The organism is Candidatus Avelusimicrobium sp. (assembly GCF_056976295.1).
Genome location: NZ_DBMCTG010000003.1, coordinates 40661 through 53597, shown reverse-complemented (window position 1 = coordinate 53597; position 12937 = coordinate 40661). Strand labels below are relative to the sequence as shown.

Genomic DNA, 12937 nt, shown 5'->3' with positions numbered 1-12937 from the left:
CAGTGCGCCTGAAATGTTACAATAATTTTATGGACCCGCGCCTAGATATTTTACCAAATAAACCCGGTGTTTACATAATGCGTTCCAAAGAGGGCACGATTATTTATGTAGGCAAGGCCAAAAATTTGTCCGACCGGGTGAAACAATATTTCCAAGAGTCTAACCTGTATTCACGCGGGTGGAAACTGCCTTGCCTGTTGCCGCTTATTGCTAAAATAGATTATATTACTACCGCCAGTGAACGTGATGCGTTGGTATTGGAAGAAAAATTAATCAAGCAATACCAGCCGTTTTTTAATTCGCTGGGCAAAGACGGCAAGAGTTACCCTTATTTAAAACTGACAATGGGGGAGGACTTCCCGCGTTTGCATTTAACGCGCCGGGTGGTGCGCGGGAAAGACCTGTATTTTGGGCCGTATCCTAAATCTAGCATTGTAAAAAGTTTAATGCGGTTTTTGTGGAAGAGCAAATATGCCCCCTTGCGACCGTGTAAATGGAACTTTTCGCGCGAAAAGGAATTGGACCCGCGCAAAATTAACACCTGTATTTATTATCATACCGGGCAATGTCCGGCTCCGTGTGCAGGTAAAATTTCGTATGAAGATTACCGCAAAATTGCCGAGCGTATGGCGCAATTTTTAGAAGGGCACTTTGGCAACATTACCGAAAATATCACGCGGCTTATGAAGGAACACTCCGCCAAGTGGGAATACGAACAGGCGGCTGTTTACCGCAATTTTCTGCACGCCTTGGCCCATATGCAGGAGCGGGTATTGGTGGGCCAGTTTAAAGATGACAAAATCACAACCGCTATGGAAAATACGGATAAGTTAAAACGGCTGGCGCAGGTAATCGGTTTAAATAAACTGCCTGCGCATATTGAAGCGTTTGATAACTCCCATTTATTCGGGCGCGAAGCGGTGGGCTGTGTCGTGTGTTATATCAATGGCGAAAAAAATCACGAACACTACCGCCGTTTTAAAATCCGCTCCAAACTGCCCGAGCGCGGGGGAAGTGATTTTACGATGATGGAGGAGAGTGTTTTCCGCCGCCTGCGCCAAATAAAAAAGGACCCGTCCCAAGCGCCCGATTTAATTTTATTAGACGGTGGCAAGAGCCAAATTACAGCCGCGTTAAACGCCTTTGACCGCGCAGGCATTTATATTCCCTTTATCTCGCTTGCCGAAACCCACGAGGGCATTTATCTGCCCGGAGCGGAGGAAAGCATTAAACTGCCCATTGGCGACCCGGCTTTAAATCTGCTGATGGAAATCCGCGACGAGGTTCACCGCTTTGCCATTACCTATCACCGCACCCTGCGTAATAAAGAAACGCTTTCAAACGGTCCTATGTCTGCCTAGGACCTTTGGCCCTTGTTTTGGCTGGCGAGCAAACTTATAATAACAGTATGAACAAAACACTTACGCTGATGCTGTCATCTCTTTTTATCCTCGCTTTTTCCGGCGCGGCGCAAGCCCAGCGCGGGCAACTCCCGCCTGTAAAAGTTCCGGCCGGTGCTATGGAAAAGGTTGTTAAAAATGCCTTTCCCAAAGTTTATTATACCCCCGGTATTAATTCTGCCATTACGCAGGCCCAACATATGTGGAAACTGCGCGCCTTGCGTGGACAGCGCGATTTAAACGCGATAAAAGTATGGGCGGGCGAACAGAATTTGCTCCCTGATTCTAAATTTTACAAGGCGGCCACCAAAGATTTGTCCTATTTACGCAAGCATTTAAAACAGGTGGATGTGCTGATTGACCGAAATGTCGTACACGTTAATTCCGTGCCTTACATCCAACTGCTGCGCGGAAAAAACCGTATTTTTATTGCAACGGAGTGGAACGAAGGCTCAAAGTTGCAACTTTCCAATTTGCTTACGTCCTTGCGAAAATTAAATCCCGGTAAGCAAATTGTGGTGGCAAGCCCGTATTTCCCGGCAGATGGAACATATAAGTCTGGTTCTTATGTGGCGTTTCAGCAAAAGAACGGCTCGGACTCATTTGTGAAAACGGTTTTGCGCGATTCCGACGCAATGCTCATCCCGCTGACGACCGAACCGGGCTCCACCGTACAAAGTACCTTGGCCTCTTGGAGCGATGAATTGCAGCCTTATTATGCGGCGGCTTCGTTTGGTAAAACGGAAGAAGTGCTTGTGATTATTGCCCAACCAATGTTTATTGAAGGCGGCGAAGGCTCCCTGCGCCGTGCGCATATGCACTCCCCGATTTTGAATAAAGACCAATCGGTTACGTTTTCTATCCGCACCAAGGACGAAAACAATTTAACTGATTACAAATGGGGTCTTTTGGCCACCCACGTCCGCCGTTTGTTGCCTCCGCCGTATGTTTCCGGTTGGACGCAAAATGCCTTTGTGGATAAAGTGGCACCGGAACTTTCCGATGCGGTGGGGACAGATATATTTATTCGTGTTTGTCCGCAAGTGGTAAGTAACCGTCCCCAAAAATAAGAATTTCCCAAAGAAAAGCCGCCCCTTTTGAGGCGGCTTTTTTATGCGTTTTAAAGCATAAAAAAGCGGGACTTAAAAGCCCCGCTTGGTATTTTTTATTATTTGAAACTGGCCGTACCTAATTTTTGCTGTAAGTAGGTTTTCAAGCCGGACGGGTCGCCCGTGTGGGAAATGGCCTCTTGGTAACTTATTTGCTTGCGGATGTACAAATCTCCCAATGCCTGGTTCATTGTAATCATACCCATACCCACACTGGTCTGCATGGTGGAAATAATTTGCTCGGCTTTGCCGTCGCGGATTAAACTGCGTACGGCGGAGTTGGCAAGCAACACTTCGCACGCCATAGCACGACCGCCCGTTAAAGTGGGGATTAACTGCTGGGATAAAATGGCCTCCAACACGAAGGACAACTGCGTGCGGATTTGGGGCTGTTGGTTGGCCGGGAACACGTCAATAATACGGTTGATGGACTGTACTGCGTCGTTGGTGTGCAGTGTAGCAAACACCAAGTGCCCGGTTTCTGCCAAGGTAAGACAGGCTTCCATCGTTTCGCGGTCGCGCAATTCGCCGACCAGAATAATATCCGGGTCCTGACGCAAAAAGTGCTTTAAGGCGTCTGCGAACGAAAGCGTATCAGCACCCACTTCACGCTGATTGACGATACTGCGTTTATGCGGGTGCACGAATTCAATAGGATCTTCTACCGTCATAATGTGGTTGCTTTCGTTCATATTCAGGTAGTTAATCATACTGGCCAAAGAGGTTGATTTACCGGACCCGGTGCAGCCCGTTACCAACACAAGCCCTTTGTTTAACTTCATAATGTTATACACCACGGGCGGTAAATTGAGTTGTTCAAACGATTTAAATTCGTTAGGAATAGAACGCAATGCGGCGGCCACACAGCCTTTTTGTTTATAGACGTTTACACGAAGACGGCCCAAGGATTTAAGACCGATAGAGCAGTCCAACTCCAACTTGTCTTCAAACTGTTGGCGTTGTTCGTCGGTTAAAATGGAGTAAATGAGTGTCTGGGCGCTTTCTTTGGTCAAGGCTTCAAACGGTGTGGCATACAAGCGGCCCTGAATACGCAATACAGGCGGCACGCCTACCGTTAAGTGAATATCGGAAGCGTTTTTTGCTTTCATCATTTTAAATAAATCGTCCATCAATATCATATTAGCCCTCTCGTCGTTATTGAATTTTGCCTAGCAAGTCCAGCGCCACATTGTTTAGCGCGCCGGTTAAAGTCCCTTTTGAAACGTCCGCTTGGAATACATATACAATGGGTTCCATACGGGTTTTGGTTAATCTGTATTTTACAATATATGCGTTTTTATGCAAAGGCTCTGCGGACCACGCCCCTGTATATCCTTGGGAAAGTTTATCCCGGTATAAGTGGTCCAAATACGCGGCCACAGTGCCCCGTCCGCCGGAAAGAGTATAGTTTTGCACGGCCGATAATGCCTTGTCCGAAGCGGAAACGGCTTGCGGTTTAACAGCCGGGGGCGGAGCGGGCGGTAAAATTTCATCATCCGTGGCGGGGATGGTTTTTTCTTCCGGCACCAGTTCGGTGGATACCGGGGCGTTTTGCGCGTCTTTATCTTGCCCGCCTGCCGGCATTGGGTTAAACATTAATAAAATGCCTATTGCCAAAAGTGCCACCAATACCGCTAAGGCCGCCATTGCTTTTTTGTTGTTGCGGTTGGGAGCAATACGCTCGTTTTGTGTATCGGTTAAAAACTGTTGAATTTCGGGCGTGGGTTTTAGCCTTGGGCGCACTTGATTAACTGTCGGCATTACGGGCACGCTTTTAATCGGCTCTTGAATTTCGGGCGTAGCCTTTACCTTTAAGGCCCCTACCAAAATATCCTCTACTGGCTCGTTATCCTGTTGGGCTAATTCCTGCACCTCGGCCCCTTGCGTGACGGGTTCATCTCCGGGCGTGGCAAGAACAACCGTAGTTTCCGGGTCAGATGCTGCTTTTATTTCCTGCTGAGCCGGCTCGGCCTGTTCGGGTTGGTCCGCAGGCGGATTAACAGGCTCTTTGGGTGTTTTAACTTCGTTTTGCAAAGGCGTATCCGTGGCCGGGGCGGATTCGTCCATAACCGGTGCGGCAATATCTGCCGAGGGAACTTCTTGCTCAGCCGGGAGTACAGGTTCCGGGCCTTGCGGCATAGGAGGCAACTCACTTTCCGGCTGATCCACTACGGGTAAGGTGAAAGTTGTCGCGGCTTTGGATTCAGTCTCCGTCGGCCCGGGGGTAAGTTCTGGGTGTTTCGGCCCGGGTTCTGTTGGCTTAGATTCCGCTTGCGCGGGTTCGGATTTAGCCACTTCTGCGGGCTTTTCCTCCGGTGTATTTTGTCCGGCGGACGAGTCTGATAAAATTTGTGTTTTCGCCCCGTGAACGGTTAGTTCCATTTCCTCTTCCGGCTCGGCAGACATGGGGATAGAAGCGGGCTCCGGTTTTTTTTCCTCTTGCGGAGCAATTTGCTTTGCAACGGCGGGGGCCGCAGGCTCCGGCTTGGCTTGCGGTTCTTCGTCCGGCTCCTCTGTAAATTCGTCAAAGGGGTCTTGATCTACTATCTTGTCTGCGGGAGGAGTAGTTTTATTTAATTGTTTGGCTAGGGTCCGGGCCAAGTTCATATCCGAATTTTCATTTGGGTCCGGGATGCCTAAAATGTTGCCCAAGTCGCCCCCCTGCATATTGTTGAAATAATCTTCAATCGGCCCGGGTTTGGCCGGTTTTTGGGGGATTTTAAGCGAAGACGGCGGTTCTGTGGCCGGTTCTTGCGCTCCTGCCAGCGGGGAACGCTCTTTTAAAAGAGTGTCCATTTCCTTATCAAAAGTGTCAGTATCTAATTCTTCTTCTTCGGCGGGTGCAGGCTCGGCGGACAGTTCTTCAAAGGCAGAGGCCATTTTCCAACTGTCTTCCTGGTCGCTGTTGTTTTCGGGGCAGACCAAACTGGTGGGGGCGAAGCCGGGCCGCGCCGCAAGTTCCAGCGGCGTAAACGGCCCGACTACATCACTTCCGTCAAAAAGCCAATATTTCACGGCTATCCCTGCCCCCTGGGGCGCGTTGCTATTTGCAGAATTTCAGCGCGTTAGTAAGGCGCGCGAGGACTTTTTCCTTGCCCATATATTCCAACATTTTGAACAAGGTCGGTCCGTGCGTGCGGCCGGAAACGGCTACGCGCACCGGGTGGAAGATTTGGCCGGCCTTCATACCGTTGGCCTTGGCATAAGTGCGTGCGGCTGTTTCTAAGTTGGCTTCGGTGAAGTCGGCTAACTCGCCATACACTTTGATAATGCCTTCCAACACTTGCTTGGCTTCGGGCTTGGCAAATACTTTGTCCAAGGCTTCCTGTTCAAATACGGGCTCTTCAAAGAAGAAGCGGATTAAATCCGGAATTTCGGTTAAGAGTTTATACTTTTCCTGTTCCAAACCGATAATGCCTTCCAGTTTGGCACGGTCCGTACCGGACACGTTAATACCCGCTTTTTCAATAAACGGCATAGCCAAGTCGGTCAAGCGGTTAAGCGGCGTAGCGCGGATATATTCTCCGTTCATCCAGTTCAATTTTTCCGGATCCATTACGGCCGGGCTGGGCTGGCAGCCGGAGATATCAAATTTTTCTTCCAGTTCGCCGGGTTTAAAGAGTTGCTGGGAATCGGGGGTGGCCCAACCGAGCAAGGCCAAGTAGTTTTTAAGTGCTTCGGGTAAGTAACCCATATTGCGAAATTCCACTACGTTGGTCGCGCCGTGGCGTTTGGAAAGTTTTTTGCCGTCCGGTCCGTGAATCATAGACAAGTGGGCAAAAATCGGTTCCTTCCAACCCAAAGCGTGATAAATTTGAATTTGCGCCGGGGTGTTGGAAATATGGTCATCCCCGCGGATAACGTGCGTCATACGCATTAAGTGGTCATCTACCACTACGGCAAAATTGTAAGTGGGGTACCCGCTCGTTTTTTGGATGACGAGGTCGTACAAATCTTTGCTGGCGAATTTAACGTGTCCGCGAATCATATCGTCCCACTCCACATCGCCTTCCTGCGGCATACGGAAACGGATAACGTATTTGCGGCCTTGGGCTTCCAACTCTTTTTGTTGGGCTTCCGTCAGGTGGCTGCACTTGCCGCTGTATTTGGGCGGGCGGTGTTCAGCCAAGCATTTTTGGCGGTTTTCTTCCAGTTCTTCCTCGGTGCAATAGCATTTATAGGCTTTGCCTTCGGCTAACAGTTGGTCAATATATTTTTTGTAAATGCCCATATCGGCACGTTGGGCCTGGTAATACGGGAAATCCGGCCCTTTGTTGGTGCCGTCGGGCATTGGGCCTTCGTCCCAGTTCAAATTCATCCATTGCATACCTTCAAAGATAGCATCAGTAGAGGCCTGCGTGGAACGTTCCTCGTCGGTATCTTCAATGCGGAGTAAAAAAGTGCCTTTGTTTTTTTTAGCGAAAAGGTAGTTGAAAAGCGCCGTGCGCACGCCGCCGATGTGTAAGAAACCAGTCGGGGACGGGGCAAATCTAACTCTTACGGTCATAGTGTTGTTAAGTCCTCTTTTAAATATGAATACGTATATAGGTATATTATACTTATTATGGAAAATTTTTTAAAATATAAAAAACAGTTTTTTAGAAAAAGGAGAGGTTTGTGGGTGCATTTTTTGTGGTGGCTGCGGTGATTATGTGGCTGATGCAGGTAACGGTTGGGGCTTGGTTGTTTGTATCTTTCCCGCAGTTAGGGTGGAAATATCCGGTCGCGTTGTTTCCTTTGCTGCTGACGATACTAATGTTTGCGGGGTTGGGGTACACGCGCACGCATTGGGGTGTGTGGGAAAGTTGGCTTTATTATTTTTCTTATGCGTGGATGGGGCTGGTGTTTTTGGGGTTTTGTGTTTGTGCCGGTTTTGCTGTCTTGCATTGGATTTTAAACCTGTGTCATTTTAATTGCCGTGCGTGTCTGGGCATTTTGAGCGTGGCAACAATGTGCACCGTATTTGGTATGGCCATTTATGGGGGAATTTCGGCCCCGCGTTTAAAACGTATTTCTGTAACGGTGCCCGGGGCGCCCAAAATGAAAATTGCGCTTTTGTCCGATTCTCACTTGGGAATGGGGGTATCGTATAAGCGGTTTGACAAAGTGATGAGCCGTATTGAAGCCGAAAAGCCGGATTCCTTGCTGGTATTGGGAGATGTGTTTGAATACGGGCCGGAGCGCGAGAAGTATGCTGCCCGCATTAAAAATTTACTTACTGCGCAGGGCACTTATGGAGTGTTTGGCAACCACGAGTATTATGTCGGGTACGAAAATTCCAAAGAATTTTTTAAAGAATCGGGCATTACTCTTTTGGAGAACGGTCTGGCCCAAATGCCAAACGGCGTGCAAGTGGTGGGCATAAAAGATGCCAAAACCGTGCATATGACCCCCCAAGAGGCCGAAGCGGTGCTTGCAAAAGCGGACAGGCAAAAACCGCTTATCTTTTTAAGCCACACGCCCGTATTTGCCGAAGAAGCCGCCCGGCACGGTGCCGCCCTGATGTTCAGCGGGCACACGCACAACGGGCAGATTTTCCCCTTTAAATATTTGGTACGCCTTCAATTTCCGCGCGTTTACGGTTTGTTTGAAGTGGAACAAATGAAATTTTACATTACGTCGGGTATGTTTTACTGGGGCGTTCCTTTGCGTTTTTTGGCCCCGGCGGAAATCCCGGTAGTAGAGGTTAATTACTAATGAAAAAACTCCTGTTGTCCGTCGTCTGTCTTATGTGTGCCTTGCCGTTGGCGGCGCAGACGCGTTTTGAAGATTTGTCCCCGGAGGAACAACTGGGGCAGACCCTGGTGGTGTTTGTAGATGTGGACAGCGCGGAATTGGTCCGCCCGGCGATAGAACAGGGAAAAATCGGCGGTGTGCTTATCCAATGGGGGAATTATTCTTTGGCAGAAACAAAAAAATTAGTGGATAAACTGCAAACTTGGGCCGCCAACAGTCCGCATAAAATTCCGCTGTTTATTTCCATTGATTACGAGGGCGGCACTGTTTATACTCCTATTACGCTTGGTTTTGACTATTTGCCTACCAATATGATGCTTTCTGCCGCGCGCGATGAAGAAGGGGCCGCCACAATCGCCTATTTGGCCGGGTTGGAATTGCGCCGCGCGGGGGTGCATATTAATTTTTCCCCGGTTCTGGACGTAAACAGTAACCCGCATAACCCCATTATCGGGGTGCGTTCCTTCGGTTCGGACCCGGCGAGCGTAACCCGTATGGGCGGTGCGCTGATTAACGGATTTAAGGCGGCGGATATTGTCAGCGTAGTGAAACATTTTCCGGGCCACGGGGACACCTCCGCCGATTCCCATTATGATGTCCCGGTCGTGCGGGCCAGTTATTCCCAACTGCAAAAAATCCATTTGGCTCCCTTTGAGGCTGCCGTTAAACAAGGCGTGCCGGGCGTGATGACAGGGCATATTTTATATCCGGCTTTGGATAATAAAAACGTGGCTACATTTTCGCGCCCGATTTTGCAAGATTTATTACGCGGCACGATGGGTTTTAAAGGCCTAATTGTTACCGATAGTTTGGATATGAAGAGCGCCACCTCCTATTGTACTATTCCCGGCTGCGCGGTGCGCGCGCTGGAAAGCGGTGCGGATATGATTTTACTGGGGCGGTATATAAAACCCGTGTCGGTATTTTCGCAAGTGTGGCGTGAGGTGCAAGCCAAGCATTTGGAACCGGTGGTGGAGGATGCCGCCCGCAAGGTATTTGATTTAAAAAAACAAATGGGTCTATTGGATAATTCCCGTGCGGTTCCGGCCCCTATTGAAGAAGCCTACCATATGGCACTAGCCAAAATCAGCGCGGAATCGGTAACGTTGGTCCGGGACAGAAAAAAACTGCTTCCGTTTAAACCGGCCGCCAATAAAAAGCCGACAGTGTGCGCGGTCTTTTTCGCCCCGGCGCGCTTTGCGGACCAATTGATGAGTTTTTCTAAACCGTTTTTGCAAAAGGGGTGGACGATACGCAGTTACAACGCGGCATTGACCCCGCGCAAGAAAGACAGCCAGCGTGCCGCCGCTTGTGCAAAGGGCGCCGATTTGCTGATTGTAACCAGTTTACAATGGGCCGATAAAACCAACATCAACCAAAAAAACGCTATTAACGGCCTGATAGGGGAAAACCCGAATACGGTATTTATCTCCACAATGAGCCCGTACGATATAAAAAATTACCCGGAGGCAGATGTGGTGTTGGCTACCTACGGGTTAAATAAATATGTATTGCAAACCGCGGCAGACATTATTTTGGGCAACCAATCTGCTCACGGCGTATTGCCTGTGGATCTGCCGGATGTGCAGAATTAAGATTTCTTTTCTTGCCGCTTGGCATTGATAAATTCATATACCGCAGGCAAAAGTGAAAGAATAATAATCGCTACAATCACATAGTGAAAGTGATTTTGCACAACGGGTAAATCGGCAAAAAAATAGCCGCCCAACGTAAAGAGCAGTACCCACAGCGCCGCGCCGATTACATTATACGAAGCAAAATGGAAATAGGTCATCTTGCCAATTCCCGCTACGAACGGGGCAAAAGTGCGGATAATGGGGATAAAGCGCGCCAAAATAATGGTTTTTCCGCCATATTTTTCATAAAAAGCGTGTGCTTTATTTAAATGGTCTTTATTCAAAAAGATGCTGTCTTTTTTGGTAAACACCTTGGGCCCTAGCCATTTGCCGATTTCGTAATTGCAAAAATCGCCCAATACCGCCGCCGCAAAGATGACGGGTATCAGCAAAGGCAAATTAATTGCGCTGCCGTGCGTAGCCGCCAAGGCCCCACAGGCAAACAGCAGGGAATCGCCCGGCAAAAAGGGGGTAACCACAAGGCCCGTTTCGCAAAAAACGACTGCAAAAATAACAATATAGAGCCAAATTCCCATCCAGGCGGCCCAAGAATTTAAATGCACGTCCAAGTGCAAAAAAATATCCACTACTTGTGATAATAGTTCCATATATAAATTGTAGCAAAAAATGTTTTTTAAAAAATTATCCCCGCTCGGGTAGCGAATATGGTATAATTTTTATACTTACCTACCGGTAAGTATAAAAATACAGAGAGGAAAAAATGAAAAAACTTCTAGTTGTTGCCGTTTTTCTTTTAGGACTGGCGTTTAATGCGCAAGCCCGTGCCTATCAAACGGGAGATGTTTTATTGGGAGCGGCTTTTGTGGCTTCCCCATTAGAGTTAGGGACCGATTGGGGCGAGGTAAATGTGGACGACCAAACGGATAATATTTCGCACGATGCTAAGTTGGGTCATCCGGGCCTTGGAGGGGAAATTTCCGCCTTGTATTTTGTGCATCCGCGTGTGGCCTTGGGCGTATTGGCTGAAGACCAAAATTTTGATACGGACCTTTCCAGCGGCTGGCAAATTAACACCAGTACCCGCCAACGCAATTATATGTTGGCTTCGCGTATATTTTTGACCGATACGGAAAATTTGTATAAGGTTTATTTGCCCTTGGCCGTAGGCGTGGCGCGTACCGATATGACGGTGGATTTTACCACCAATGAGCATTTCCGCTATACAGGCTTTGCGGGGCACGCCGGATTAGGGGTAGAACGCGCCTTAACAGACCGTTGGGCCTTGGATTTAGAGGTGCGCTATAATGTGAACCGCTTTCACGCTTCTAAGCAGGTTTCAGCGGGGCCGCACGCCGGACACCATGTTACCATTTACCCGCGCGCAGCCTATGTAACCACGTCGTTGCGGATGCTGTACCGGATTTAACGGAAGATTTGACGTCGGGGGGTAGAACCGATGAAAGGGGCGGCTTTTATAAGCCGCCCCTTTGCTATTTGTTAAAAAGTGTAAGCAAAATGCCTTTTAGTACGATTTTAGGGTCTGTGGCTGATGAAGATTTAAAGGCGCTGTCCGCATCAATAATGCGGTTTAAGGCATTTAAAAAGTTTTTGGAAGGGGGAAACATCCGGGCCGAACTGACAAGGCGGTTTTCCCAATACATCAGGCCTGCGGCCCGTAAGATTTCAGCCGGGGCCATACCTGCTTCGGACAGGCGTTTAATACGCGCCATTTTTAAAATGGGAAACGTTATTTTGCTTAAAATGCCTATTGGCTCCTCGCCGTCGTCCACCAGTTTATCAACCAGTTGTACGGCCCGGTTTTTGTTACAGGCGGTAATCGCGTTGGAAAGTTCAAAGGGATTTTCTTCTTTGCTAAACCCGATGCAGGCCAATACATCCTCTTTGGTGATGGTTTTGTTTTCCCTGTCCAGCGTGTATAAGTACAACTTTTCAATTTCGTTGTCTAATGCTGCCAGTTCCCCGCCGATACTTTCACACAGTAAATCTACGGAAGCAAAATCTGCTTTCAGGCCCTTTTCCTGCATTTTTTGGCGGACCCACATATTCAAATCGTCTTTTTTCAGTTCGTCAAAATTGACCACGCGCCCGGCATCAGAGCAAATTTCTGCCAAAACTTTTTCCGTTTTCATCTTTTTGGAATCGTTGTGGGTTAAAATAAATGTAGTGGTTGGGAGCGGGTTATCCAGATAGCGGATAAGTGCTTCCTTTGGCTCTTTGCGCAGTTTTTCTATGCCGGTCAATACGATAAGGCGGGCGTCTGAAAAGACGGGGGAGGTGTTTGCCAAAGCCAATACTTCGCCCAGGTCCGCTTTATCCGCTTCGCTTTGAAAGGCATTAAAATCGTCCGGGTGGAGAATTTCACGGATTTTTTGAATAATTAAATTTTTGCGATAGACATCTTCCCCCGTCAGTAAATAGACGGGGGAAATGGTATTTTGCGCAAGTTCTGCGGATAATTTTTCGGCGGTAATTTTAGGCATTTTAGTGTGTGATTGTAGTATATTCCGGGTTGTTCATCACTTTCTTTTTATTTTCGCTCATCACCGAACCAAAGCCGTCCACGGTACGTTTGACAATATCCCGGGATAGTTTTTCAAAAACCACGTCGCGTGCCTGCACTTCGGTCATTCCGCCCGGAAGCGTAGAGGCCGAATAAATCTGCGTGCCTAAAAAGGCCGGCTCGCGCCATACGGGGGCATTAGTGGTTTTGTCCATAAACACGACATCCAGCCAAATATCCATACGGTAAACGGTGGGAATCAACTGGCTGTCGTACTGAATAGGAACATTTAAATAGCGGGAAATAGTAGTAACCACTACACCCTCGGCATTGGAATTTTCGGAAACGATTTGATAGGACCCGTTGCGCAAAAACTCATCATAAAGTTCATTGTAAAATTTATCTTCCAGCGCAAAGACTTCCGTTTTGTTCAAAATCGGCCGCACCGCAATTTTTTTGATATGTTGCGGCATAATTTGGGCCTGCGGTTTGTAAACAGCCCCTTCACTGGCGCAAGCGGCCAAAGCCGCCGCGGCGCACAAAGCACAGATAAATTTTTTCATACAAACTCCC

General features: G+C 48.4%; 11 protein-coding genes. 5 read left to right on the top strand and 6 right to left on the bottom strand.

Translation table 11 applies throughout. The features are described from left to right. Positions 1 to 29: 29 nt before the first annotated feature. Positions 30 to 1361, top strand: a complete 1332-nt coding sequence (locus ACZOTW_RS02050) for a GIY-YIG nuclease family protein (protein WP_428042540.1) — start codon at positions 30 to 32, stop codon at positions 1359 to 1361. Between the two features lie 47 nt (positions 1362 to 1408). Further along, positions 1409 to 2470, top strand: a complete 1062-nt coding sequence (locus ACZOTW_RS02045) for a hypothetical protein (RefSeq protein ID WP_483997361.1) — start codon at positions 1409 to 1411, stop codon at positions 2468 to 2470. A 98-nt stretch (positions 2471 to 2568) separates the two neighbouring features. Here the strand turns inward: ACZOTW_RS02045 and ACZOTW_RS02040 are convergent, their stop codons facing one another. Genes ACZOTW_RS02040 through gltX form a run of 3 tightly spaced genes read right to left on the bottom strand, consistent with a single transcriptional unit; the run spans position 2569 to position 7016 of the window. Next, complete coding sequence (locus ACZOTW_RS02040) at positions 2569 to 3648, bottom strand: type IV pilus twitching motility protein PilT (protein ID WP_177747825.1); 1080 nt, start codon at positions 3646 to 3648, stop codon at positions 2569 to 2571. 16 nt (positions 3649 to 3664) lie between these two features. Then, a complete protein-coding gene (locus tag ACZOTW_RS02035; RefSeq protein WP_483997360.1) occupies positions 3665 to 5524 on the bottom strand; it encodes a hypothetical protein in 1860 nt (619 codons plus the stop codon). Between the two features lie 28 nt (positions 5525 to 5552). Next, positions 5553 to 7016: a glutamate--tRNA ligase gene (gltX, locus tag ACZOTW_RS02030; RefSeq protein ID WP_483997359.1), complete on the bottom strand. Its 1464-nt coding sequence runs from the start codon at positions 7014 to 7016 to the stop codon at positions 5553 to 5555. Between the two features lie 110 nt (positions 7017 to 7126). Between gltX and ACZOTW_RS02025 the strand changes: the two genes are divergently transcribed. Further along, positions 7127 to 8206 (top strand): metallophosphoesterase, encoded by a 1080-nt coding sequence (locus ACZOTW_RS02025; protein ID WP_483997358.1) that lies wholly within the window; start codon positions 7127 to 7129, stop codon positions 8204 to 8206. Further along, positions 8206 to 9840 (top strand): glycoside hydrolase family 3 protein, encoded by a 1635-nt coding sequence (locus tag ACZOTW_RS02020; RefSeq protein ID WP_483997357.1) that lies wholly within the window; start codon positions 8206 to 8208, stop codon positions 9838 to 9840. The genes ACZOTW_RS02025 and ACZOTW_RS02020 overlap by 1 nt, the downstream gene beginning before the upstream one ends. On the opposite strand, the gene ACZOTW_RS02015 is transcribed toward ACZOTW_RS02020, so the two are convergent. After that, positions 9837 to 10490 carry a DedA family protein gene (locus ACZOTW_RS02015; RefSeq protein ID WP_483997356.1) on the bottom strand — a complete coding sequence of 218 codons (654 nt, stop codon included), beginning with the start codon at positions 10488 to 10490 and terminating at the stop codon, positions 9837 to 9839. The genes ACZOTW_RS02020 and ACZOTW_RS02015 overlap by 4 nt on opposite strands. Before the next feature lie 113 nt (positions 10491 to 10603). Between ACZOTW_RS02015 and ACZOTW_RS02010 the strand changes: the two genes are divergently transcribed. Then, positions 10604 to 11269 carry an outer membrane beta-barrel protein gene (locus ACZOTW_RS02010; RefSeq protein WP_428037419.1) on the top strand — a complete coding sequence of 222 codons (666 nt, stop codon included), beginning with the start codon at positions 10604 to 10606 and terminating at the stop codon, positions 11267 to 11269. Between the two features lie 64 nt (positions 11270 to 11333). Here ACZOTW_RS02010 and holA read toward each other — a convergent pair whose 3' ends face one another. Next, the gene (holA, locus tag ACZOTW_RS02005; RefSeq protein ID WP_428042546.1) at positions 11334 to 12344 is read right to left on the bottom strand and encodes a DNA polymerase III subunit delta; all 1011 of its coding nucleotides are present in this window, start codon (positions 12342 to 12344) and stop codon (positions 11334 to 11336) included. Between the two features lies 1 nt (position 12345). Further along, positions 12346 to 12927, bottom strand: coding sequence for an LPS assembly lipoprotein LptE (gene lptE / locus ACZOTW_RS02000; protein ID WP_177747849.1), 582 nt, complete (start codon positions 12925 to 12927; stop codon positions 12346 to 12348). Positions 12928 to 12937 lie beyond the last annotated feature (10 nt).